Origin of the sequence: Rhizobium rhizoryzae, assembly GCF_011046895.1 — a bacterium.
Lineage (GTDB): Bacteria > Pseudomonadota > Alphaproteobacteria > Rhizobiales > Rhizobiaceae > Neorhizobium > Neorhizobium rhizoryzae.
Genome location: NZ_CP049250.1, coordinates 1,331,194 through 1,356,340, shown reverse-complemented (window position 1 = coordinate 1,356,340; position 25,147 = coordinate 1,331,194). Strand labels below are relative to the sequence as shown.

Here is a 25,147-nt window from a genome sequence, read left to right as displayed (position 1 = left end):
CGCTCGGACAAGCTTTCCGTGTCCGGATTCAGCATTAAGAAACTATCTTCCTATAATTTTAACGAAACGCCTTCGCGAGACAGAGATCCGTCGCGCTTGAGGCGATCAATTTAACAGCTTGCTGTACTCGCGAGGGGTGGGTGCAGACTTGCAGCAACGCTTAAGGACATCCGGAATGGCGACGATCACTTCCAACAGCTTCAGCGGCGACACTCTCGAAATCATCGCATTCCGCCTTCACGATCAGGAATTCTGCGTGAAGACGACGACGATCCGCGAAATTCGCGGCTGGGCTCCCTCCACGCCGATCCCGCACGCTCCGGCAGATGTCATCGGCGTCATGAACCTGCGTGGCTCGGTCATTCCAATCATCGATCTCTCCTACAAGCTTGGCATGAAGAGCACTGTTGCCAACGAGCGCTCCGCGATTGTCGTCACCGAGGTTCACAATATGGTCATCGGCATGCTGGTTGATCGCGTATCCGACATCCTGACGATCTCCTCCAACCAGATCCAGCCTGTCCCGGAAGTCTCCGCCTCCTTCGACAAGTCCTTCTCCGAAGGCATCATTGCATCGGAGAGTGGCATGATCTGCTTCCTGAACCTCTCCAAGATGTTTAAGGGCAGTGAAATCGACGATCTGGCAGCCTAATTTAGAATTACCGAAAGTATAAAAGGCAGCCTTGTAGCTGCCTTTTATTATTAAGGTTATTTTAAACTTGGTAAACAATGTGTTGATATTACCAAGAGCGTTGGATACGTAACTCCTGAGTTCAGGAGGATGATCCGTTGAGCAAACTGCTTCTGATTCATACCGGTGGCGCGATCGGAATGGCTCCAGGCCCCAAAGGGCTGACGCCGATGCGGGGGCTCGTCGAAAGCGCACTCAGCGCTCGGCTTCCAGCCGATATGAAGCTGGTTGCCAATGTTTTCAGCCCGCTGCTCGATAGCGCGAATGTCGGCCCCATTCACTGGAATGCCATGCTGGAGGCGATCCGTACCCATCCCGGATTGCCGGTCATCATTACCCACGGCACAGACACCATGTCGTTCACCGTCGCCGCCCTTTCCCAGGCTCTGGTGGACGAAGGCAGACGGGTGATCCTGTGTGGATCAGTCGTACCACTTGGCGAAGATGGCGATGCGGAAGCAAACCTGACACTGGCGATTGACGCTGCCACGCAGGAAGGGGACGGCGTCTTTCTTGCTTTCGGTGGCAAGCTTCTGACTGCCGATGGACTGGTAAAGCATCAAAGCCAGGATACCGTTTCTCTTCGCACCAAGCAGAATGAAAAGCTCGATCCTCCCCGGTTTCGGACCTTCCCGGAACGGCGGTTGGCGATCCTGACACTGACACCCGGAATGCCGGCAGATTTCCTGTCTGCTGCGCTTGCAACCTTGGACGGAGCGGTGCTGCGAGTCTTCGGATCCGGCACCGTCATGGCAAATCCGCTTGTCCTCGACGCGATCAAACAGGCCATTGCCGACGGCAAGCGCATCCGGGCGGTGAGCCAGTCACAGAATGGCGGCATCATTCCGGGCTATTTCGCAGCCGGTGCAGCACTTTGGGATATCGGCGTCGAAAATGGTGGCGATGAAACGCCGGAAGCGGCTCTGATCAAGCTCTGGCTGAACTGACATCATCCTGCGGCTATGCAAAAAGGGCACCTTCATTGAAGACGCCCTTTTGCTGCGATCCAGGCATGCCAGCAAGCGATTGCTCGGTCTCGCTGGCACGACGTGTCTTCGGAACCTCATCCAAACAGCGCGAAGCTGCTTCTCAGCGTTACCCAAACACCCCACAGAAGCGGAAGGCCAACCGCCGCCCAGGCAAGCATGGCCTTGGCATCCAGCCCGCCCTTGCCAATCCCGAAGGAGCCGGTGGGGCCAGCATTGGCTGCCGCCGACTTCGCCTGAAGCGATGCGACTTCCTCATCCGACATGAACCACTTGTCAGACAGTGGCTTGACAAAGGCATTGGCTACGAGGCCGAGTGCCAGCATGCCTGCGAGGATGTACATGGTGCTGGTGTAGAGCGCCGGACCCGGTGCCACGCCAGCGGCGATCTGCGCTTCACGGATGTAGTTCACCACGACCGGACCAACGATGCCGGCCGTCGCCCAGGCGGTCAGGAGGCGTCCATGGATTGCGCCAACGAACTGCGTTCCAAAGATATCGGCAAGATAGGCGGGGATGGTTGCGAAACCGCCGCCATACATCGACAGAATGATGCCGAAGGCAAGAACGAACAGCGCCTTGGAGCCCATCATGGCCAGCGTGGGAGCCAGTGCATAGAGCACGATGCCGAGAATGAAGAAGCAGAAATACGTGTTCTTTCTACCGATCTTGTCGGACATCGAGGCCCAGAAGAAGCGACCGCCAATGTTGAAGAGCGAGAGAAGACCGGTAAAGCCCGCGGCGATTGCGGCAATCTGCGCCTTCTGCGCCGCGTCGAGCTGGGCGAACGCAACACCTGGCTGACCGATCAGGGAACCCGCAAAGATTTCCTGCAGCATGGGAGAAGCCATGCCGATAACGCCGATGCCTGCCGACACATTGAGGCAGAGCACGGCCCAGATGAGCCAGAACTGCTTGGTCTTGTGTGCATCACGCAGGTGAACGTGGCGGGTCGTGATCATCGAGCTTTTTGCCACCGGCGGGGTCCAGCCCTCAGGACGCCAGCCAGCCGGGGGAATACGATATCCGAACGTGCCGCCCATCATGAAGACAAAATAGATAAGGGCCATGACGACGAAGGTCTGCCAGACGCCCACTGAACCATCCGTCTTGAAATAGGCCATCAGCAGGTTGGCCAAGGGTGCGCCAATCATCGCGCCGCCGCCGAAACCCATGATCGCCATACCGGTCGCCATGCCACGCCGATCAGGGAACCACTTGATGAGAGTGGACACCGGCGAAATGTAGCCAAGACCGAGGCCAATGCCGCCGATGGCACCGGCACCAAGCCACATGAGCCATAGCTGATGGAACATGACGCCCATGGCAGCAACCAGAATGCCGCCACACCAGCAGCAGGCCGATACGAAGGCCGCCTTGCGCGGACCGACTCGTTCCAGCCAGCCACCCCAGATAGCGGCCGAGCAGCCGAGCAGCACGAAGAACAGCGTGTAGATCCAGCCAAGATCAGCTACGCGCCAGTTGCAGGCGGTGGTGAATAGCGCTCCGGCCAAGGTCAGCGTCGAGCAGCTTGGATCGGTCGTCGGTAGCGCCTTGCTGAGCGGCAGCCAGAAGACGCTGAAGCCGTAGGCCATTCCGATGCAAAGATGAATGGCCAGAGCGGCTGGCGGAACCAGCCATCGATTGAAACCCGGTTGAGCGATGATCCGCTCGCGATCAAGAAGACCGGCCTGCGCCACGCCTCCGCCAGTTACGCCTGCTACCGCCATTGCGAAAACCTCCCTTGCAATGTCAGAACAAAGAATATCGATCCGGCACACGCCCGTGCGCCGGTTCGGATGATGTGACGATACGCACTACGTTGCTCGTCTATGGCTTCGGAAGCCTGCTCCCCGATCCGCAATCCCCACTGCGGATATCACCAGGGAAAAGTCAGGTAGAGCCCGCCGGAATACTTGGTTCCGACAGGGATTCGCCGGCAATCGGTCCGCGACCTCCAGGTGCGCCATGAGCCGCATCCTGGCCGAGGCCGACAGCATTTGTAGTGGCAGCGTTTGGCCGCTTGATCTTCGAGGAGGCCTGGACGACGAGCGGAAGAAATCCGCCAATGCCCTGGTCGATCATCTCGAAGAACCGGCGGCGCATACGCGGTTCCCAGAACTTGTTGATGTGGGTGGCAACGCCATCCACCCGCACCTCTTCCGGCTGCGACAGGAAGAAGGTCGCGATCTGGTTCGCCATCCGAACCAGCTTTTCATCGGTGTGATTAAGCGACATGGGCAGCCTCCCCGGACATGAAACGATCGGGCCTCGTAAACACTTCGAATTCATCTCCCCGGGCAATTCCAATCAGGGTCATGCCCGCTTCATTTGCCGTATCGATTGCAAGCGCTGTGGGCGCGGAAATCGCAATGAGAACCGGACAGCCAAGAATGGCCGTCTTCTGCACCATTTCCACCGACAGACGGCTGGTCACCACCACGGCGCCATCGCGCGCCGCCTCGCCTTCGCGGACGATGGAACCAACAAGCTTGTCGAGCGCATTATGCCGACCGACATCCTCCCGCAACGCTATCAATCCTCGAGCCGGGCGATAGAAACCCGCACCATGCACTGCGCGTGTTCCGCGGTTGAGTTTCTGGGCGTCGCCAAGCATTCGCACTGCCAAGGCAACATGATCGGCGGACAGCCATGGCAAGGGTTCCGGAACCTTCGCGACCTGCCGCGCAGCCTGCTCTATGGATTCGATGCCGCACAGACCACACCCAACCGGGCCCGCCATCTTGCGCCGGCGCGCGGTCAGCGCATCGGCAGTGCTGTCCTTCAGGGTGACCTGGACATCGATGCCAGCACCGGCTTCGACACTCTCGACGGCGACGATGTCCTCGCTTAAGCGGATGATCTCCTCCGCCAGCGAAAAACCGTAGGCGAAATCCACCAGATCGGACGGGGTCGCCATCATGACCGCATGGGTGGATCCGCCATAGGAAAAGGCAACCGGAACTTCCTCAGGCACCAGACGGGAGGCTTCGGAAAGCCGCCCCTGCCGGAAGCTCAATGCGCCTATCCTGCGGCTCGTCTCTCCCACCATCAAAGCTTACCCCGCCGCTTCCAGCTTGCCGGCAATCCGGCGTGACTTGCGGCTGAGTTCCTCATATTCCTCCTGCCATTCCGTTGGCCCGTTGGACGGCGAGATCTGCACTGCCGTGACCTTGTATTCTGGACAGTTCGTTGCCCAGTCCGAGAAATCGGTGGTGATGACATTGGCCTGCGTTGTCGGGTGATGGAAGGTGGTATAGACGACGCCCGGCGCAACACGATCCGTAATCAGCGCCCGCAACGTAGTATCGCCTGCACGGCTGGCAAGCTTGACCCAGTCACCATCCTTGATGCCACGCTGTTCGGCATCATGCGGATGGATCTCCAGCAGGTCCTCCTCATGCCAGACGACATTGGCCGTACGCCGCGTCTGCGCACCGACATTGTACTGCGAGAGAATGCGGCCGGTGGTGAGAAGCAGCGGGAAACGCGGGCCGGTGCGTTCATCCGTCGCCACATATTCCGTTCGTATGAACTTACCTTTCCCGCGCACAAATCCGTCCACATGCATGATAGGGGAACCGTTGGGAAACTTCTCATTGCAAGGCCATTGGACCGAGCCCTTTTCCTCCAGATAGGCATAGGAGACACCGGCAAAGCTTGGCGTGGTGGCCGCAATCTCGTCCATGATTTCAGACGGGTGACTGTAGGCCCATTTCAAGCCCATGGCCTGAGCCATCTTCTGGGTTACTTCCCAATCCGCATAGCCGTTCTTTGGCGTCATTACTCGGCGTACGCGGTTGATACGACGTTCGGCATTGGTGAATGTGCCATCCTTTTCCAGGAAGGTCGAACCCGGCAGGAAGACATGCGCATAGTTGGCGGTCTCGTTCAGGAAAAGGTCGTGCACGACGACACATTCCATGGCCGCCAGTCCGGCAGACACATGCTTGGTATCCGGGTCAGACTGAAGAATATCCTCGCCCTGGATATAGATGCCCTTGAACGTGCCTTCGACGGCGGCATCCAGCATGTTCGGAATGCGCAGGCCCGGCTCGTTGTTCAGCGTAACGCCCCAGAGCTTTTCGAAGGTCTCGCGGGTTGCATCATCCGAGATGTGGCGATAACCGGGAAGCTCGTGCGGGAAGGAGCCCATATCGCAGGAGCCCTGCACATTGTTCTGGCCACGCAGCGGGTTAACGCCCACGCCCGGACGACCGATATTGCCCGTGGCCATGGCAAGGTTGGCAATCGCCATGACGGTGGTTGAGCCCTGGCTGTGCTCAGTCACGCCGAGACCGTAATAGATCGCGCCATTGCCACCCTTGGCATAAAGACGCGCGGCTCCACGCAGGTCTTCTGCCGGCACACCAGTGAATTTCTCTGTCTCTTCCGGAGAATGCTGCGCTTCGGAGACGAAGGCTGCCCAATCCTCGAACTCGGACCAATCGCAGCGTTCGCGAATAAACCGCTCTTCAAACAGGCCTTCGGTGACGATGACATGCGCAAGCGCCGTCAGCACTGCCACATTGGTACCGGGTTTCAGCGGCAGGTGATAGGAGGCTTCGATATGCGCAGAGCGAACGAGATCGATACGGCGCGGATCGATGACGATCAGCTTCGCGCCCTGACGAAGGCGCTTCTTGAGGCGCGAACCGAAAACCGGATGACCGTCTGTTGGGTTGGCGCCGATGACGATCACAACATCCGTATGCTCGACGCTGTCGAAATTCTGCGTGCCCGCCGATGTACCGAAGGCCTGGCCCAGACCATAACCGGTTGGCGAATGGCAGACACGGGCGCAAGTATCGACATTGTTGTTGCCGAAACCGGCGCGGATCAGCTTCTGAACGAGGTACGTTTCCTCGTTCGTGCAGCGCGACGATGTGATGCCACCAATGGATTCGCGGCCGTACTGATACTGAATACGACGGAATTCGGACGCCACATGGGCAAAGGCTTCTTCCCATGTCACTTCGCGCCAAGGATCAGAGATCTTCTCTCGGATCATTGGGTTGAGGATACGGTCCTTGTGGCTTGCGTAACCATAGGCGAACCGACCCTTGACGCAGGAGTGACCGCGATTGGCCTGTCCGTCCTTCCACGGCACCATGCGCACCAGTTCCTCGCCACGCATTTCAGCCTTGAAGGAGCAGCCTACACCGCAATAGGCGCAGGTGGTCACAACCGAATGTTCCGGCTGGCCGATCTCGATCACCGATTTTTCGGTCAGCGTCGCCGTCGGGCAAGCCTGTACGCAGGCACCGCAGGATACGCATTCCGACGATAGGAACGCCTCATGTGCGCCGGGGGAGACGCGGCTATCGAAGCCGCGACCTTCAATCGTCAGTGCAAACGTACCCTGGACTTCCTCGCAGGCGCGAACGCAGCGAGAGCAGACGATGCACTTGGAAGGGTCATAGGTGAAATAAGGATTGCTCTCGTCCTTCGGCATCCATTGCGCGTTGACCTCGCCCACCGCCGAGCGCGCCTTGACGTGATTTTCACCCTCATAGCCGTAGCGCACGTCGCGAAGACCCACAGCGCCCGCCATATCCTGCAACTCGCAATCACCATTGGCGGCGCAGGTCAGACAGTCCAGCGGATGGTCGGAGATATAGAGCTCCATCACGCCCTTGCGGATCGCCTTCAGCCGCTCCGTCTGCGTGTAAACCACAAGTCCGGCAGCAACGGGCGTCGTGCAGGAGGCGGGGGTGCCGTTGCGGCCCTCCACCTCGATGAGACAGAGGCGGCAGGATCCGAATGCATCGACCATGTCGGTCGCGCAGAGTTTAGGCACCTGGATACCGGCCTCCATGGAGGCGCGCATGATGGAGGTTCCGGCTGGCACCGTGACCTCGCAACCATCGATGGTCAGCGTTACCATCTCTCTGGATCTGGATGCGGGTGTACCGTAATCGATTTCAGGAACGAGGGGCATGGCGCTTACCTTTCCGCCGTCATCCTCGGGCTTGTCCCGAGGATCTGCTGCGTCTGAATATTGAAAGCCGGTTCAGCCGGGAACGTTACCCGCGTGGAAAGCTCGGTAGATCCTCGGGACAGGCCCGAGGATGACGAAGTAGAACCGTCACTCATTCTGCCGCCTCCCTCACCGGTGCAGGTGCGAAATCCTCCGGGAAATGTGTCAGCGCGCTCATGACCGGGTAAGGCGTAAAGCCGCCAAGTGCACAGAGCGAACCGAACTTCATGGTGTTGCAGAGATCTTCCAGCAGCACCTTGTTCTTCTCCGGCTCGATGCCGCGCGCGATCTTGTCGACCGTCTCGACGCCACGCGTCGAGCCGATGCGGCAGGGCGTGCACTTGCCGCAGCTTTCGACCGCACAGAACTCCATGGCGAACCGCGCCTGCTTGAGCATATCCGCCGTATCATCGAAAACCACGACACCAGCATGACCGATCAGGCCGCCTGCCGCCGCAAAAGCCTCATAATCGAAAATTGTCTCGAAGAGCGAAGGCGGGAAGTAGGCGCCCAGAGGCCCGCCGACCTGAACGGCCTTGACCGGACGCCCGGAGATCGTGCCGCCACCGATTTCGTTGATCAGCTGGCCAAGCGGCAGGCCAAACGCGGTCTCGTAAAGCCCGCCATGCTTCAGGTTACCGGCGAGCTGGATCGGGATCGTCCCATGTGAACGACCGACGCCGAAGTCACGATAGAAGGCGGCGCCCCGATCCATGATGACCGGGATCGATGCAAGGGACATAACATTGTTGACGACAGTGGGCTTGCCGAACAGGCCCTGAAGCGCTGGCAATGGAGGCTTGGCACGTACGACGCCTCGCTTGCCTTCCAGGCTGTTCAGCAGGGATGTTTCCTCACCGCAGACATAGGCACCGGCCCCAACGCGCACCTCCATGTCGAATGCGTAAGCAGATCCTAACACCGACGAGCCAAGAATGCCTTCCCGGCGGGCGACCTCGATTGCCTCGCTCATGGTCGCAATCGCATGCGGATATTCGGACCGGGTATAGATGTAACCCTTGGTCGCTCCGACCGCTATGCCCGCGATCACCATGCCTTCAATCAGGACGAAGGGGTCCCCTTCCATGATCATCCGGTCTGCGAACGTGCCGCTATCACCCTCGTCTGCATTGCAAACGATGTATTTCTGGTCGCCGACAGCATCTGCAACCGTCTTCCACTTGATACCGGTCGGGAAGCCTGCACCACCTCGACCACGCAGGCCACTATCGGTCACCTGTTTCACGATATCTGCAGGCGCCATGGCAAGCGCGTTGGCCAGACCCTTCATGCCCTGGTAATGCCGGTAGTCTTCGAGCGACAATGGATCCGTCACACCACAGCGGGCGAATGTCAGCCGCGTCTGGCTTTTGAGGAACGGGATTTCCTTGGTCAGCCCATGACAAAGCGGGTGATCGCCGCCACTCAGAAAATCCGCATCGAACAAAGATGCGGCATCGGAAGCTTTCACCGGTCCATAGGCTATACGGCCCTTGGAAGTGCGAACCTCCACCAGAACTTCCAGCCACAGCATGCCGCGCGAACCGTTGCGGACGATGCGGACATCCACGCCGCGCGCGGCAGCTTCCTTCTCGATTGCCGCAGCAACCCTGTCAGCACCAACAGCCAGGGCGGCAGCATCGCGAGGAACGAAAACGGTGACACTCATCGGCGCGCCTCCGTCAGGATTTCGCCAAGACAGTCTTCGTCCAGGCGGGCATAGACATCGCCATCCAGCATCGCGGCAGGCGCCTGCGCACAAAGGCCAAGACAGAAGACCGGCTCAAGCGTGATCGCACCGTCCGAAGTCGTCCCATGCCAATCAACGCCCAGCTTTGCCTTGATCTGCTCCGCCAGAGACTCGCAGCCCATCGACTGGCAAGCCTCGGCGCGACAGAGCTTCAGCGTATGCCGTCCGGCAGGATGATCGCGAAAATCGTGGTAGAAGGTGACGACCCCGTGAACCTCGGCCCGTGACAGGTTGAGAGCTTTGGCGATGATTTGCTTTGCACTCTCGGGAACGAAACCGAATTCAGCCTGCACCTTATGAAGAACAGGAAGAAGCGGCCCTTCCAGATGGCGACAGCTTTCAACGATCTCGGAAACCCGTGTTGCCTCATCGACGGCAACGGCACGAATGTTCATCAGTCAGTCCTCCCAAACCGACAAGACCCAGGTCGCTCCAGAGAGCTTCCTGTTAAGTCGGCTCGCTCATCTGCGACGACGTATATTTGTCTTTTGCGAAGAATGGCGAATTTGCCGACACTAGGTCAATAACGGCTTTCCGTCGCTCGATAGGAGATTTCTATCGAAATCCAATGCTGCAGCGCGCAATCGCGCCTCGTGCAGCAGGGCAGAGACCAGCGGAGTATGTGGTTCGCGATGCGTTGCGACCAGCCCAACCAGATGTTCGGCATCTGGCTCGACGATCGGAACCATTCGGATCTGTTCCGGAAAACCAAAGGATTCCGCGACGTTACGCGGCATGATCGACGCCCATTGACCGGTCCTGATATGGGAAAACAGCACGATCATCGAATTCGATTCAAGCGTTGGCTTGGCCCAGACACCAGCTTCTGCCATGTGCTTGTTGATGATGCGGCGGTTTTGCATATCCGGCGTCAATAGGCAAAGCCGAAGAGCGGAAACCTCTTTCCAGGTCACCGATTCCTGGTCTGCCAGTGGCGTTCCTGTTGCGGCAATCAGGTGATACCGCTCCGAATAGAGCGGAACCGTCGTCACGCGGCCAAGCGGTTCATTGTCGAGGTATGTGATGCCGGCGTCGATCTCGAGATTTTCCAGCTGACTGAGCACCAGGAGTGACGTGCGCGACGTGACAGAGAACGTAACTGCCGGATGGCGCGCCTGAAATGGCTCCGTGAGGCGTGGCACCATGGCCAGCGCAGTGGGAATGACGGCAAGCCGGATATGACCGGCGAGACCTTTCCGCGCGGCCCGCATCTCTTCGCGCATGGTGCGGGTATCGCTGACGATCCGTCGCGCCCATTCCAGCACGCGCTGTCCCTCGGGTGTAAGGCCCTGATAGCGGGAACCGCGCACGACAAGAATGACGCCCAGCTGGTCTTCAAGCTGGCGAATGGCCGCCGAGAGTGTGGGCTGGGAGACCCCACACTCCTCCGCGGCGCGACCGAAATGACCAGCACCGGCCAAAGCAATGAAGAATTCGAGCTTATCGATCATGCCTGTCAGGACCCCATTCGCTTGCTGACGCAACAGTTCCACACGGTGTCAGGATCGACAACAGAAGAAGCCCCCGCTTTCGCGCTACAATGCGAGCTTTCCAGACAAATCCTTCAACATCTCGGCACTTCTCCTGAGCCCTTCCCTCTCCTCGTCGTCGAGGTCGGGATGAAGATCAAGGTGGACCCCGGCCCGACCGATGACGCGGGGCAAGGAGAGCGTGACATTCTCGATGCCCTCGACAACGTCTGTGGTGGTCGAGACAGATAGGATCGCCTGCTGATCCTGCGCTATGGCTTTCACGATCCGGGCCAGGCCCCCACCGATCCCGTAATAGGTTGATCCTTTACCTTCAATGATGCGATAGGCCGCGTTACGGACATCGTGATCGATTGATTGACGCAGGTCCTGCGTCAGAGGCCGGCCGACCTGTTCGGCGAAAGCACTGAGCCCGATGGAACCGGCCCGTGCATTCGACCACGTCAACACCTCGCTGTCACCATGTTCCCCCAGCACATAGGCGTGCACGGATTGTGGGGAGATGCCGAGATGACGGCCGATGAGGCTCCGGAAGCGCGCCGTATCCAGAATGGTTCCAGACCCGATGACCTTGCTTCTCGGCAGGCCGGAAAGCCGTGTTGCGACATGCGTCATGATATCGACCGGGTTCGACGCGATCAAAAGGATAGGATCAGAAACCACAGCCAGCACGGCGCCGACGACAACACGAAATACCTCCGTATTCCGTTCGAGGAGGGCCAGACGCGTTTCACCCGGCTTCTGGCTGACACCAGCTGCGAGGATGACCATGTCGGCGCCGTCCAGCGCGTCATAACCACCGGATGTGACCTTGGTCGCCGAATGGAACGGAGTCGCGTGGGAGATATCTTCTGCCTGCGCCAGCGCAAGTGCGCGGTTCTGATCGACGAAAACGATTTCGCTGGCGGTTCCTGCAAGCGCGAGCGCAAACCCTGCCGCACTGCCGACCATGCCTGCACCCACGATGCCGACTTTCATGCCCTACCTCTCATACTGGCCACGGGGATAGGTACACGAACAGCGGCAGATGACAACCAAAGGATGGATAGTGCTTTCTCTGGCAGCAGCCGCCTCGATCCTCGACCGACAGTCCAGCGCGCTTGACCTGGCGAAAGTCCAATAAAGCGGATCCGTCCAAATGAAAAAGGCGGCCCAATGGACCGCCTTTCCAAAAATCAGACTCAACTTCGCACTTCAACCAGGCAGAATCGAATGGTTGAGATGCGTGAGTTCGGCCAGCATGTGCTCGAGCTTCGTGCGATGCTCATCCGTGGGCGCATCCGAGATATCGGCGCGCAGAGCTTCAATCCGCTGCTGGAAGAGATCGCGATTTGCGTCTTCCTGGGCAACAGCAGACTCCGCCAGCACGGTGCAGCCCGAAGGCAGAATGTCCGCGAACCCGCCGAACACGACGTACTTCTTGACCTGGCCAGAGACCAGCTTGACGGTCAGCACGCCTGGCTTGATCGTCGTCATCGTTGGCGCATGCTTCGCCAATACGGTCATCTCACCGAGAGTTGCCGGAATGATGACTTCCGTCACCTTTTCCGAAACCAGCAGGCGCTCGGGAGACACCAATTCAAAATCAAAAGAGTCGGCCATGACGGTCCACTTCTCCGGGCGTTATGCAGGATGGAGAAGCGCGCCCAATCAGGGCGCGCCTTCCGTCGATGACATTAGGCAGCAGCTGCCAGCTTCTTCGCCTTCTCGATGGCTTCCTCGATGGAGCCAACCATGTAGAAAGCAGCTTCCGGCAGGTGGTCGTATTCACCGTTGACCAGACCCTTGAAGCCCTTGATCGTGTCTTCCAGGGCCACCAGCTTACCCGGAGAACCGGTGAAGACTTCAGCAACGAAGAATGGCTGCGAAAGGAAGCGCTCGATCTTACGGGCGCGGGCAACCGTCATCTTGTCCTCTTCGGACAGTTCGTCCATCCCGAGGATGGCAATGATGTCCTGAAGCGACTTGTAGCGCTGCAGAGTCGTCTGAACCTTACGGGCAACTTCGTAGTGCTCTTCACCGACAACCATCGGGTCAAGCATACGGGACGTGGAGTCCAGCGGATCCACAGCCGGGTAGATGCCCTTTTCAGCGATCGAGCGCGACAGAACGGTTGTTGCGTCCAAGTGGGCGAACGAGGTTGCCGGAGCCGGGTCGGTCAAGTCGTCGGCAGGAACGTAGATGGCCTGAACCGAGGTAATCGAGCCCTTCGTCGTGGTCGTGATGCGTTCCTGCATCTGGCCCATGTCTGTTGCCAGCGTCGGCTGATAACCAACGGCCGAGGGAATACGGCCCAGGAGAGCCGACACTTCGGAACCAGCCTGCGTGAAGCGGAAGATGTTGTCGACGAAGAACAGAACGTCTTGGCCCTTGTCACGGAAGTCTTCAGCGATCGTCAGACCCGTCAGAGCAACGCGTGCACGTGCGCCCGGCGGTTCGTTCATCTGACCGTAAACGAGAGCAGCCTTGGAGCCTTCGCCACCACCATGCTTGTTAACGCCAGACTCGATCATTTCGTGATAGAGGTCGTTTCCTTCGCGGGTACGCTCACCCACGCCGGCGAAGACCGAGTAACCACCGTGCGCCTTCGCGACGTTGTTGATCAGTTCCATGATGAGAACCGTCTTGCCAACGCCGGCGCCGCCGAACAGGCCGATCTTACCGCCCTTGGCGTAAGGAGCCAGAAGGTCGACGACCTTGATGCCCGTGACCAGGATCTGGCCTTCCGTCGACTGTTCGACGTAAGCCGGAGCTTCCTGGTGGATGGCGCGGAGCGTGGACGTGTCCAGCGGACCAGCTTCGTCAACTGGCTCGCCAATGACGTTCATGATACGGCCGAGCGTCTGGTCACCAACCGGAACCGAGATCGGAGCGCCTGTGTCCTTGACCGGCTGACCACGAACCAGACCTTCGGTCGAGTCCATAGCGATGGTGCGGACAGAGTTTTCGCCGAGGTGCTGCGCGACTTCGAGAACAAGGCGGCTGCCATTGTTGTCTGTTTCAAGCGCATTCAGGATCGGCGGCAGGTCGCCATCAAATGCGACGTCAACGACGGCGCCGATAACCTGCGTCACCTTGCCGAGGGACGAGCCCGTTGCGATAGCCATGATTCTTACCCTCTTTGTTCCTTAGAGCGCTTCCGCGCCCGAAATGATTTCGATGAGTTCCTTCGTGATCTGCGCCTGACGCTGACGGTTGTAAGACAAGGTCAGCTTGTTGATCATGTCGCCAGCATTACGTGTCGCGTTGTCCATGGCGGACATCTGCGCACCGTAGAAGGAAGCGTTGTTTTCCAGCAGGGCACGGAAAATCTGCACCGCGATGTTGCGCGGCAGCAGTTCTTCCAGGATCTCCTGTTCGCCCGGCTCGTACTCATAAAGTGCAGCAGTCGCTGGCACTTCCGCCTGATCGAACTTGGCCGGAATGATTTGCTGCGCCGTCGCCACCTGCGAGATGACGGAAGCGAAGCGGGCATAGAACAGCGTTGCGACGTCGAACTCGCCGGCGTTGAAGAGGGCCAGAACCTTCTGGGCCACTTCATTCGCCTGTACGAAGCCAAGCTGCTTGACTTCGCGGAACGTGACGTAGTCGACAATGTTCTCACGGAAGCTGCGGCGCAGGATATCGTTACCCTTGCGGCCGACAGTCAGGATCTTGACGGTCTTGCCTTCCGAAAGAAGCTTCAGCGCATGGTCACGAGCCAGACGGATGATGGAGGAGTTGAAACCTCCAGCCAGTCCGCGCTCACCCGTGGCAACGATCAGCAGGTGGGTCTGGCTCTTGCCGGTACCGGTCAGCAGCAGCGGTGCCTCTGCGCTATTGGCAGAGGCGGCGCTGAGGCCGGCAAGAACGCGGTTCATCCGTTCCGCATAGGGGCGGGCCGCTTCGGCCGCCTCTTGCGCACGGCGCAGCTTCGCCGCGGCGACCATTTTCATCGCCTTGGTGATCTTCTGCGTCGCCTTGACGGAGGCGATCCGGTTTTTCAGATCCTTAAGTGAAGGCATCCGTTATCGGTCCTTGAGCTTGTCCGTTCAGGCGAAAGTCTTGGCGAAGGAATCCAGCGCCGACTTCAGCTTTGCACGGGTGTCGTCAGACAGCTGCTTTTCCGCACGAATAGCGTCGAGGATCGACTTGCCGTCGTTGCGGAGGTACGCGAGCAGGCCCTGTTCGAACTTGCCGACCTGGTTGACAGGCAGCTTGTCGAGGTAGCCGTTGACGCCAGCGAAGATCACTGCAACCTGCTCTTCCGTCTTGAGCGGAGAGAACTGCGGCTGCTTGAGGAGTTCCGTCAGGCGTGCACCACGGTTCAGCAGGCGCTGCGTGGAAGCGTCGAGGTCGGAACCGAACTGGGCGAAGGCCGCCATTTCGCGGTACTGGGCCAGTTCACCCTTGATGGAGCCGGCAACCTGCTTCATGGCCTTGATCTGCGCAGCAGAACCAACGCGGGAAACCGACAGACCGACGTTAACGGCCGGACGAATGCCCTGGTAGAACAGGTCGGTTTCAAGGAAGATCTGACCGTCGGTGATCGAGATCACGTTCGTCGGAATGAACGCCGAAACGTCGTTACCCTGCGTTTCGATGACCGGCAGAGCCGTCAGCGAACCAGCGCCACGCTCGTCGGAGAGCTTGGCAGCGCGCTCGAGAAGACGCGAGTGCAGATAGAAAACGTCGCCCGGATAAGCTTCGCGGCCCGGAGGACGACGCAGCAGAAGCGACATCTGACGGTAGGCGACAGCCTGCTTGGACAAGTCGTCGTAAGCGATGAGAGCGTGCTGGCCGTTGTCACGGAAGTACTCGCCCATTGCGCAACCTGCGAATGGCGCAAGATACTGCATCGGAGCCGGGTCAGAGGCAGTCGCTGCAACAACGATCGAGTACTGCAGAGCGCCACGCTCTTCCAGAACCTTCACGAACTGCGCAACAGTCGAACGCTTCTGGCCGATAGCCACGTAAACGCAGAACAGCTTGTCGTTCTCGGGACCATTGTCGTGGATTGCCTTCTGGTTGAGGAAGGCGTCGAGAATGATCGCGGTCTTGCCGGTCTGACGGTCGCCGATGACCAGCTCGCGCTGACCACGTCCAACCGGGATCAGGGCGTCGATAGCCTTGAGGCCCGTCGACATCGGCTCATGAACCGACTTGCGCGGAATGATGCCCGGAGCCTTCACGTCAACGCGCGAGCGGCGCGAAGCGTTGATCGGGCCCTTGCCGTCGATCGGATTGCCGAGTGCGTCGACAACGCGGCCGAGCAGTTCCGGACCAACCGGAACGTCCACGATGGCGCCAGTCCGCTTGACGGTGTCGCCTTCCTTGATGTCGCGGTCGGAACCGAAAATAACGACACCGACGTTATCAGCTTCGAGGTTGAGCGCCATGCCGCGGATGCCGCCGGGGAACTCGACCATTTCACCGGCCTGAACATTGTCCAGACCATAAACACGGGCGATACCGTCACCTACGGAAAGAACCTGGCCGACTTCGGAAACCTCAGCCTCCTGGCCGAAGTTCTTGATTTGATCTTTGAGAATTGCGGAAATTTCCGCGGCGCGGATATCCATCAGCCAACCTCTTTCAGTGCAAGCTTAAGCGTGGAAAGTTTGGTGCGGAGAGACGTATCGATCTGACGCGAACCGACCTTGACGATCAGCCCACCCAGGATCGACGGATCAACGGATACGTCGAGAGTGACATCCTTGCCCGTTACGCCCTTCAGCGTCGATTTCAGTTCATCTTCCTGCGCCGAAGAAAGCGCATGGGCCGAGACAACCTCGGCAGTCACTTCGCCCTTATGCTGGGCGACGAAGTCGCGATAAGCGCGGATCATGCCCGGCAGGGCAAACAGGCGGCGGTTGCCCGCAACGACCTTGACGAAGTTTGCAACGAGACCGGAAATTCCAGCCTTGTCGCAGAGGGCCGCGATTGCACGCGCCTGATCTTCCGAAGAGAAGACCGGGCTGGCAATCAAACGCTTGAGATCATCGCTCTCGTCGATCATTGCCTGAAAACGGTCAAGATCGGCGCGCACTGAATCGATAGAATTCGACTGCAGAGCAAGCTCAAAGAGCGAAGAAGCGTAGCGTTCCGCTACGCCGGAAGTCCGATGGGATGTGTCAGCCACGGGCACGAATTCCCTGATTTCTATTCAAATTACCAGCCAGTTTTCGGAATTCAGGCAAGCATCTGAATTTGCTTCTTTTTCTCAACACGGCCAGAGGCCCCCCTCCGCCGTTCTCCGAAATTCGCGGTTCGTCTAGCATAGGAGTTCAACAGGCGCAACACGCCGAAGGGCGCAAATCGCCTGAGAGGCAAGGCGTTAAAACGATTTTCTCGCTTTTCACAGCGTCGGGTTCCCTTACCGGACGATACCTCTCAAATGCCTTGCTTAGAAATAACCGAAGACATAGCCCAATGGCAGAGCCGCAATCACAATCTGGGCGAGAAGCTGTACAATATTTCTAGCGGTCACGCCCCGATCAAAGATCAGTGAGATGAGCCGCCCGAGTGCCGCCACTCCGGCAGAAACGCCAAGGGCCAGATAGGTCCAGTCCTGAGCCAGGAAAAGCGCCGTCAGGCCAAGGCCGAGCTGCAAACCGCCATTGGACCGGATTGCGGCATAACCTTCAGGTGTCACTTCTCCGACGGTAAATCCAAAAAGCTTGAGCGCCGTTGAAGGCAGGGCGAACTGAAGGAGGCCATGGAGCGCAAGAAGACACGCACCCAGATAGGCCAGCCGTTCAGGAAGTTCGGTTGGAAAGTAAAGTTCCATGTCATCCTGCCATGTTTCACGAATCGCAAGCCTGCGAAATATCAGGGGAAGCCCGGATTTTCAAAGAAAGCTTTGTGGATCCACATCCAGCTGAACCTGAACTGAGCCGCGTGCCTTCGGTCCGCTTGACAGCATCGCCCTCAGAAAGCCCTGCATGTCGCTGTTGCGGCGTCCGTGCACCAGCAGACGGAACCGGTGGCGCCCACGTACGATGGCAAGTGGCGCCTCGGCAGGTCCAAGCACGGTGACGCCAGACATCTTCGGCGCAGCGTTACGAAGTCCTCGCGCATGTGTTTCGGCATCGAGGCGCGTGTCGGCGGAAACGATAATGGAGGCGAGGCGCCCAAAGGGAGGTAGCAATGCCTTTTCCCGCTCGCCGATCTCGCGCTCGTAAAACGCCGAGGCATCGCCGGATGCGATCGCCTGCATGACAGGATGCTGCGGTTGATAGGTTTGCAAGAGCCCGTAGCTCTTCAGACCGGTTCTCCCGGCGCGACCGGTGACCTGACTGAGCAGCTGAAACGTGCGCTCGGCGGCGCGCGGATCGCCATTGGCAAGGCCAAGATCCGCATCGACAATCCCGACAAGCGTCATCAGAGGGAAGTTGTGACCTTTGGCAACGAGCTGCGTGCCGATAACGATATCCGCCTCCCCCTTGGCGATGGCTTCCAGTTCCAGCCGCATGCGCTTCACGCCACCCAGGAGATCGGACGACATGACGATGGTTCGGGCATCGGGAAAATGACGCTCCACTTCCTCGGCAATCCGCTCGACGCCCGGACCGCAGGCGACCAGGTGATCGAAGGTGCCGCATTCGGGACAGGCCTCCGGCGTTTTCTCCGAATAGCCGCATTGATGGCACTGGATCTGGTTGCGGAACCGATGCTCAACCAGCCAGCTCGAGCATTGCGGACACTGGAAGCGATGCCCGCACACACGGCAGAGCGTCAGCGGCGCATAACCACGCCGATTGAGAAACAGAAGCGCCTGCTCTTTCTTCTCGATCGTCTTTCCAATGGCCCGCAGCATGACGGGCGAGAGAAAGCCACCCTTGGCAGGCGGATGCCGCCGCATGTCAACGAGATGCAGGTCCGGCATGGCCGCATCGCCAAATCGCGTCGGCAGATGAACGACATGATATCGACCGCTCTGGCCGTTGACCTGGCTTTCGACGGACGGCGTGGCAGACACAAGAACGATGGGAAATTTGCCAATGCGGGCCCGCACCACGGCCATGTCGCGCGCATTGTAGAAGATACGGTCTTCCTGCTTGTAGGCGGGATCATGCTCCTCATCGACAACGATAAGACCAAGCTCCTCAAAGGGAAGAAAGAGAGCGGACCGCGCTCCGGCCACGACACGCACCTCGCCGGTCACGACACCGCGCCACACTTTTTCCCGCATGCGGGGCGCAAGATCTGAATGCCACTCGGCAGGCTTGGCACCGAAGCGGTCCTGAAACCGTTCCAGAAAGCTTGAAGTGAGTGCGATTTCCGGCAACAGGATCAGAACCTGCTTCCCCAGACGCAAAGCTTCGGCAATTGCTTCGAAATAGACTTCCGTTTTCCCCGACCCGGTCACGCCATCGATCAAAGAGGCCGAGAAGCCAGCCGTTTGCACCGCTTCCACCAGCTCGGAGGCGGCCTGCTTCTGCGGTCCATCGATGCGCGGCGCGACATAGTCCGGATCGGGAACGGCAACGACCGGCGGCGGCGGAAGAAAGACAGTCTCGAACAGTCCCTGTTTGACCAGACCATCCACGACGCTCAGCGAAACACCGGCAGCATGCGCAAGGCCGCTCCGCGTCCAGGGAATGTCGTCTTCCAGCGTCTGAAGAACGCGTTGACGTGCAGGGGTCACGCGATCAGGTTCACCGCCTGTGAACCGCAATGCCTCGATCATCGGCTCTGGTTCCAGTGCCGCAGGAGCACGGATTGCCATGCGGGCCACCAGTCCGGGCGGAGACAGTGTATAAGCCGATACCCATTCGATGAATTCCCGCATGTCTTTCGTCAGGGGTGGACAATCGAAAACCTGATCGATCGCCCGGAGCTTCTTCGGATCCAATGCCTTTTGGTTATCGCGCACCTCCGGCTCGTCCCACACGACACCAATGTGCTGGCGCGGACCGATCGGCACCTGCACGACAGAACCGGCTTCGACCGCCATGCCTTCCGGCACGGCATAACTATAGGCTTCCGGCACCGGCAGAGGCACCAGAACGGGTACAACGCGCTTGGACGCCGGTGTGTCAAACAGGGCGCCGAACAGGCTATGCGAATCTTGCGTCATCGGGCTGGACCATGCCCCGAAGAAGAACAAAAGGGAACCATGACAAGGCCGCTTTTTCCACCGGGGACTGGGGATCGACACAGGCAGCAGCGACAAATTCTGCATGCTTAATCAAATTGTAATGCTCAATTGTGACTCTGCGAGCCAATGTCGGACACATACGGAGCGACGATGAACGAGATCCTCATTCTGGCGACGCCCGAACTTCTGGACCATCGGCGGCAATGGCTGGACAGCCTCGCCAACGAGAAACGCTTCTCTGCAAACACGCTGACGGCCTATGAGCGGGATACACGTCAGTTCCTCCAGTTCCTGACCGTCCATTTCGGCAACCCACCGGGCCTCGCCGAGATTCATACTCTGCGCACAGCCGATCTCCGCGCTTTTCTGGCACAACGGCGAAGGGATGGATCGGGTGCCCGGTCCCTTGGGCGTCACCTCGCCGGTCTGCGGTCGTTCCTGCGCTATCTCGAGCGAAAGGGCCTTATCAATGCAGCGGCCGCTGGCGCCATCCGGGCGCCGCGCCAGCCCAAATCGCTGCCCAAGCCCCTCACCGACCGGCAAGCCCTTGAAGTGGTCAGCACACAGGCGCAGTTGCAGGAAGAGGGTTGGATTGCCGCGAGAGATTCAGCGCTCCTGACACTTCTCTATGGCTGTGGCCTGCGCATTTCCGAAGCCCTTTCGCTGACCCCTGCCGACTTGCCACCGGACGCAAAATCGATCCGGATTACCGGCAAGGGAGGCAAGACCCGGCTCGTTCCGCTGCTGGAGATCGTTCTGGATGCCATCGCGCGGTACAAGACGCTTTGCCCTTTTGAGCTGGAGGCAGAGAAACCACTGTTTCGTGGCGCACGGGGTGGACCGCTGCAGCCCGCAATCATTCAACGCGAAATGCAGAAGCTGCGCGGAGCCTTGGGCCTGCCGGACAGCGCAACGCCCCACGCCCTTCGCCATTCCTTCGCAACACATCTTCTGGCCGGCGGTGGCGATTTGCGAACGATCCAGGAATTGCTGGGCCATGCCAGCCTTTCCACCACCCAGGTTTATACCGGCGTGGATGCCGCTCGTTTGCTGGAAGTCTATGACCGTGCGCATCCGCGCGCATGAATTCTATCGATTCCTGCGCGGATGATCACGCGGCCACGGCATTAACCATATCCGTTAAGACTGCAGCGATCTTGGGACACTAGGGTAACGACCATGAACACGCGCGCACCCCATTTCTTCGTCCTCCGTCGTCTCCTGACCCGGGGTCTGCATCAATCCGTCATCAGCAGCGGTGCCCTCGGCATGATCGCCCTGATCCACGTATTGGCCCTGATTTCCTTCTTCGTCGTGCTGGGTTTCGCCGCCCAGGCAAGATCGGCAGAGGACATTTGCCGGGGTAGCAATCTGCTTAGCGAGATGGAGCGAACTGATCCGGCACGTTACCGATCCATTCAGGCCGAAGGCGCCGAGGTGGCAAACGGCAAGGGTGTCTTCTGGAAGGTCGAGAAGCCGGGTACCGCACCGTCCTGGCTGCTGGGCACCATGCATGTGACGGATCCGAGCGTCCTGAAGATGCCGACAGGTGCGCCCTATGCGCTCTCCAAGTCCAAGGTCGTCATCATCGAGTCCGATGAAATCCTGGATGAAAAGAAAGCCATGGCGGGCATGCTGGCGCGTCCGGAACTGACGATGATGATGAATGGAAAATCCATCCAGGATTTTCTCGCGCCGGAAGACAAGGCAAAACTGGAGACGGCTCTCAAGGAGCGAGGCATACCGCTGACGGCCGTATCACGCATGCAGCCATGGATGCTTTCCAGCTTTCTGGCACTGCCGGCCTGCGAGCTCAGCCGGAAAGCAAAGGGCGCCGCATTCCTGGACAAAAAGATCGCCGACGACGCGATAAGGGCCAATATCCCGGTCAAAGGCCTTGAAACCATGCAGGAGCAGCTCTCCGCAATGGCGTCTATCCCGACCGACTTCCATATCAAGTCGCTGATCGAGATGATCGGGCTTGGCTCCAAGATGGATGATGTCAGCGTCACGATGCGCGACCTGTATCTGGCCGGCGACATTGGCATGACGATGCCGATGCTGAAGTCGCTGGCCCCCGACGGAGCCGAAGGCGAAGGCTATGCCGAATTCGAAGAACGGATCGTCCGTCAGCGCAATCACACCATGGTGGACCGCGCCCTTCCCATGCTGAACGCAGGCGGTGCATTCATGGCCGTTGGAGCCCTGCATCTGGTGGGTGACGAAGGCCTTGTTGCTCTGCTGAGAAAGCAAGGCTTCACCGTCACCCGCGCGGACTAGGCACCCCGTGTCATCCGAGCCAGAACATTGGTCTTCCAATAGAACTGATGGACCAGTGCGCCGGCAATATGCGCGCCGAGCAGAAGCCACAGAACCACCTTCAGCACGTCGGCATGCAAGTCACCCGCTGAACCGATGTTGAAGTAATAGGCGGCAGCACCACTCAGCGGCATTGCGAAAAGAAGCACGTAAAGTAAGCCATGCGTCGCCTGCGCGACGAGTTTGAGCAGTGGTGGCTCTTGCGCGGGCGGCTGCGGCGCGCCCTGCACCAGACGCAAACCAATGCGCACGACAGCGAGCACCAGAATGGCGATGCCGACGTACGCGTGAATATTCGCGCTTGCCAGATCATCCGGCGTTACAGTCTGGCCTCGCTTAACCAGGTGGTGCCAATGCTCCATGCCTTCCGTGAAAAGCAAATTGAATAAAATCAGCGCTGCCATGCCCCAATGAAGCGCCCGCTGGGGAATTGAATAAGAAACCGGGTTCATACATCACCTCTTCAAATGCAGTCGATGTCCCTCGAAGCAGAACCAGACGCCCATCGCCGGGAGGCGCAGAAATCTGGTTGGCTTCAGCAATCGGGTTATGGCCGTAAAACCTGCAATCTGGCTGAACGCAGAACGCAAAAAACCCCGCCTGCGTGAGCCGGCGGGGTGTCTGACGTATGACCTTCGATGAGGCCGGTCGATTACATGTGGAGCGGCTTGAAGAACGTGGCCAGGGCCGCTTCCTTCACGGCTTCGGACATGGTCGGGTGCGCGTGGCAGGTACGACCCAGATCTTCGGACGAACCGCCGAACTCCATCAGCACGGCTGCTTCGTGGATCATTTCACCCGCACCGAAGCCGATGATGTGCACACCCAGAACGCGATCCGTTTCCTTGTCGGCCAGAACCTTCACGAAGCCTTCGGTCGCCTGCATGGCGCGCGCACGGCCATTGGCCGTGAACGGGAATTTGCCAACCTTGTAGGAAGCACCGGCTGCCTTCAGTTCTTCTTCCGTCTTGCCGACCGAAGCCACTTCCGGCTGGGTGTAGACGACGCCCGGAATGACGTCGTAATTCACATGGCCATGCTGCCCGGCGAGAATCTCCGCAAGGGCAACGCCCTCGTCTTCCGCCTTGTGCGCCAGCATCGGTCCCTTGACGACATCGCCAATGGCATAGATGCCCGCAACATTTGTGCGGTAGTGAGCATCGATCTCCACACGACCGCGGTTATCGAGAGCAACACCTGCCTCTTCCAGACCAAGGCCAGCCGTGTAGGGCTTGCGGCCCGTTGCAACGAGCACGACATCGGCATCGATGGTCTGCGCTTCACCGCCCTTGACAGGCTCGAAGGTAACCTTTGCGCCCGCTTCCGTCTTTTCAACGCCGGTAACCTTGGCACCGAGATTGAAGGTGACGCCCTGCTTGCCGAGGATGCGCTGGAACTGCTTGGACACTTCGCCGTCCATGCCGCCGAGGATCGTGTCGAGATACTCGACGACCGTTACCTTTGCACCGAGGCGAGACCAGACGGAACCAAGCTCGAGACCGATAACGCCGCCGCCGACGACAACCATATGGCCCGGCACCTTTTCGAGCGCGATACCGCCCGTGGAGGACACGATGACTTTCTCGTCGATCTCGACGGCAACGCCCGGAATGCCAGCCACATCAGAACCGGTCGCGATGACGATGTTCTTCGTCTCGATCTCCTGGACCTGACCGTCGGCGCCGGTGACAGAGACCTTGCCAGCGGAAACGATCTTGCCGGTGCCGATGAAGCTGTCGATCTTGTTCTTCTTGAACAGGAAGGCCACACCATCGACGTTCGCCTTTACGGTCGCGTCCTTGTGGCCCATCATCTTTTCAAGGTTGAGGGTTGTGCCAGACACTTCGACACCCAGATCCGCCATGCCGTGCTTGGCATGCGCGAAGACTTCGGAGGCATGCAGCAGAGCCTTGGAGGGGATGCAGCCGACATTGAGGCAGGTACCGCCAAAGGTCGCGCGCTTTTCGACGACGGCCACCTTCATGCCGAGTTGTGCTGCCTTGATTGCGCAGACATAGCCGCCAGGGCCCGTACCGATAACGACCAGATCATATGCCATTGATCAAATTCCTCTGCTTAAGACGGCTTATCTGCCGCCGCTCACGTTCATGATTGTGCCAGTCACATAGGATGCATGAGGCGAGAGCAGATAAAGAACCGCCTCCGCCACTTCATCTGCCGTTCCGGCGCGTTGCATTGGCACGCTGGGTGCCAGATCTTTTGCGCGATCCGGTAGCCCACCGGATGCATGGATATCAGTATCGATAATACCGGGGCGGATTGCATTGACCCGCACACCCTCGGCAGCAACTTCCCGCGCAAGGCCCACGGTAAACGTGTCCACAGCGCCTTTGGCAGCGGCGTAATCCACATACTGACCCGGACTGCCGAGAACCGCCGCCATTGAGGACAGATTGACGATGCTGCCGCCCTGCCCGCCATGACGCGTCGACATCCGCTTCACCGCTTCCGAAGCACAGCGGATCTTGCCCACCACATTAATCGCAAACATGCGGTCCAGCCGCTCGCGTGACATCTCGTCGACGCGGGCCGTCTGATCGACAACACCTGCATTATTGACGAGGCCGTCGAGCCTGCCGAATCTCTCGTCAACCGCACGAAAGATCGCTGCAATTCCATCTTCACTGCCGGTATCGCCCTGTACGATCTCGGCAGCCCCACCAAGGCTACGGATCTTCGCAGCAACAGCGTCTGCTGCCTGAGCATTCGAGACGTAGTTGATAAGCACGGACCAGCCCTGTTCGGCGGCCTTCAGCGCAACCGCAGCACCAATACCCCGGCTTCCACCCGTGACCAGCAGAACTTTTTCGTGTGCCATCATCGCTCCT

At 59.1% G+C, this 25,147-nt stretch carries 22 protein-coding genes; 4 read left to right on the top strand and 18 right to left on the bottom strand.

Annotation, left to right across the window (positions count from 1 at the left end; translation table 11 throughout):
- Nucleotides 1-175 precede the first annotated feature (175 nt).
- Both G6N80_RS12605 and G6N80_RS12600 read left to right on the top strand, forming a co-directional pair.
- Complete coding sequence (locus G6N80_RS12605) at nt 176-652, top strand: chemotaxis protein CheW (RefSeq protein WP_062556076.1); 477 nt, start codon at nt 176-178, stop codon at nt 650-652.
- A gap of 137 nt (nt 653-789) precedes the next feature.
- On the top strand, nt 790-1,638 hold the full coding sequence (locus G6N80_RS12600; RefSeq protein ID WP_246251482.1) for an asparaginase: 849 nt from the start codon (nt 790-792) through the stop codon (nt 1,636-1,638).
- Between the two features lie 116 nt (nt 1,639-1,754).
- Here G6N80_RS12600 and G6N80_RS12595 read toward each other — a convergent pair whose 3' ends face one another.
- From G6N80_RS12595 to G6N80_RS12525, 15 genes are all read right to left on the bottom strand, one after another.
- Nucleotides 1,755-3,407 carry an OFA family MFS transporter gene (locus tag G6N80_RS12595; RefSeq protein ID WP_165134198.1) on the bottom strand — a complete coding sequence of 551 codons (1,653 nt, stop codon included), beginning with the start codon at nt 3,405-3,407 and terminating at the stop codon, nt 1,755-1,757.
- Nucleotides 3,408-3,570: 163 nt separating this feature from the next.
- Entirely contained in the window at nt 3,571-3,915 is a 345-nt protein-coding gene (locus G6N80_RS12590; RefSeq protein ID WP_062556078.1) for a formate dehydrogenase subunit delta, read from the bottom strand.
- Nucleotides 3,905-4,729, bottom strand: a complete 825-nt coding sequence (fdhD, locus tag G6N80_RS12585) for a formate dehydrogenase accessory sulfurtransferase FdhD (RefSeq protein WP_165134195.1) — start codon at nt 4,727-4,729, stop codon at nt 3,905-3,907. Before fdhD ends, G6N80_RS12590 begins: the two co-directional genes overlap by 11 nt.
- Nucleotides 4,730-4,735: 6 nt before the next feature.
- On the bottom strand, nt 4,736-7,618 hold the full coding sequence (fdhF, locus tag G6N80_RS12580; protein ID WP_165134192.1) for a formate dehydrogenase subunit alpha: 2,883 nt from the start codon (nt 7,616-7,618) through the stop codon (nt 4,736-4,738).
- A 151-nt stretch (nt 7,619-7,769) separates the two neighbouring features.
- Nucleotides 7,770-9,326 carry a formate dehydrogenase beta subunit gene (locus G6N80_RS12575; protein WP_165134189.1) on the bottom strand — a complete coding sequence of 519 codons (1,557 nt, stop codon included), beginning with the start codon at nt 9,324-9,326 and terminating at the stop codon, nt 7,770-7,772.
- A complete protein-coding gene (locus tag G6N80_RS12570; protein ID WP_165134186.1) occupies nt 9,323-9,802 on the bottom strand; it encodes a formate dehydrogenase subunit gamma in 480 nt (159 codons plus the stop codon). Before G6N80_RS12570 ends, G6N80_RS12575 begins: the two co-directional genes overlap by 4 nt.
- A gap of 120 nt (nt 9,803-9,922) precedes the next feature.
- Nucleotides 9,923-10,858 carry a LysR family transcriptional regulator gene (locus G6N80_RS12565; protein ID WP_165134183.1) on the bottom strand — a complete coding sequence of 312 codons (936 nt, stop codon included), beginning with the start codon at nt 10,856-10,858 and terminating at the stop codon, nt 9,923-9,925.
- Between the two features lie 84 nt (nt 10,859-10,942).
- On the bottom strand, nt 10,943-11,875 hold the full coding sequence (locus G6N80_RS12560; RefSeq protein WP_165134180.1) for an L-lactate dehydrogenase: 933 nt from the start codon (nt 11,873-11,875) through the stop codon (nt 10,943-10,945).
- 216 nt (nt 11,876-12,091) lie between these two features.
- Nucleotides 12,092-12,499 (bottom strand): F0F1 ATP synthase subunit epsilon, encoded by a 408-nt coding sequence (locus tag G6N80_RS12555; protein WP_062556085.1) that lies wholly within the window; start codon nt 12,497-12,499, stop codon nt 12,092-12,094.
- Between the two features lie 74 nt (nt 12,500-12,573).
- The gene (gene atpD / locus G6N80_RS12550) at nt 12,574-14,004 is read right to left on the bottom strand and encodes a F0F1 ATP synthase subunit beta (RefSeq protein ID WP_062556086.1); all 1,431 of its coding nucleotides are present in this window, start codon (nt 14,002-14,004) and stop codon (nt 12,574-12,576) included.
- 21 nt (nt 14,005-14,025) lie between these two features.
- Nucleotides 14,026-14,901, bottom strand: a complete 876-nt coding sequence (locus G6N80_RS12545; protein WP_062556087.1) for a F0F1 ATP synthase subunit gamma — start codon at nt 14,899-14,901, stop codon at nt 14,026-14,028.
- 27 nt (nt 14,902-14,928) lie between these two features.
- Nucleotides 14,929-16,458: a F0F1 ATP synthase subunit alpha gene (atpA, locus tag G6N80_RS12540; RefSeq protein ID WP_062556088.1), complete on the bottom strand. Its 1,530-nt coding sequence runs from the start codon at nt 16,456-16,458 to the stop codon at nt 14,929-14,931.
- Nucleotides 16,458-17,024 (bottom strand): F0F1 ATP synthase subunit delta, encoded by a 567-nt coding sequence (locus tag G6N80_RS12535; RefSeq protein WP_156379294.1) that lies wholly within the window; start codon nt 17,022-17,024, stop codon nt 16,458-16,460. Before G6N80_RS12535 ends, atpA begins: the two co-directional genes overlap by 1 nt.
- 258 nt (nt 17,025-17,282) lie before the next feature.
- Nucleotides 17,283-17,666 carry an AGROH133_08824 family phage infection protein gene (locus G6N80_RS12530; RefSeq protein ID WP_062556090.1) on the bottom strand — a complete coding sequence of 128 codons (384 nt, stop codon included), beginning with the start codon at nt 17,664-17,666 and terminating at the stop codon, nt 17,283-17,285.
- Nucleotides 17,667-17,726: 60 nt separating this feature from the next.
- Nucleotides 17,727-19,958: a primosomal protein N' gene (locus G6N80_RS12525; protein ID WP_165134177.1), complete on the bottom strand. Its 2,232-nt coding sequence runs from the start codon at nt 19,956-19,958 to the stop codon at nt 17,727-17,729.
- Nucleotides 19,959-20,129: 171 nt separating this feature from the next.
- Here G6N80_RS12525 and G6N80_RS12520 point away from each other — a divergent pair, with 171 nt between their 5' ends.
- Both G6N80_RS12520 and G6N80_RS12515 read left to right on the top strand, forming a co-directional pair.
- The gene (locus G6N80_RS12520; protein WP_165134174.1) at nt 20,130-21,065 is read left to right on the top strand and encodes a tyrosine recombinase XerC; all 936 of its coding nucleotides are present in this window, start codon (nt 20,130-20,132) and stop codon (nt 21,063-21,065) included.
- Between the two features lie 183 nt (nt 21,066-21,248).
- On the top strand, nt 21,249-22,259 hold the full coding sequence (locus G6N80_RS12515) for a TraB/GumN family protein (protein WP_246251493.1): 1,011 nt from the start codon (nt 21,249-21,251) through the stop codon (nt 22,257-22,259).
- On the opposite strand, the gene G6N80_RS12510 is transcribed toward G6N80_RS12515, so the two are convergent.
- The 3 genes from G6N80_RS12510 to G6N80_RS12500 form a co-directional block, all read right to left on the bottom strand.
- On the bottom strand, nt 22,256-22,750 hold the full coding sequence (locus tag G6N80_RS12510; protein WP_165134168.1) for a cytochrome b: 495 nt from the start codon (nt 22,748-22,750) through the stop codon (nt 22,256-22,258). The two genes, G6N80_RS12515 and G6N80_RS12510, sit on opposite strands and share 4 nt — an antisense overlap.
- Nucleotides 22,751-22,950: 200 nt before the next feature.
- Nucleotides 22,951-24,357, bottom strand: a complete 1,407-nt coding sequence (gene lpdA, locus G6N80_RS12505; protein WP_062556093.1) for a dihydrolipoyl dehydrogenase — start codon at nt 24,355-24,357, stop codon at nt 22,951-22,953.
- Nucleotides 24,358-24,384: 27 nt separating this feature from the next.
- On the bottom strand, nt 24,385-25,137 hold the full coding sequence (locus tag G6N80_RS12500; RefSeq protein WP_165134166.1) for an SDR family oxidoreductase: 753 nt from the start codon (nt 25,135-25,137) through the stop codon (nt 24,385-24,387).
- Nucleotides 25,138-25,147 lie beyond the last annotated feature (10 nt).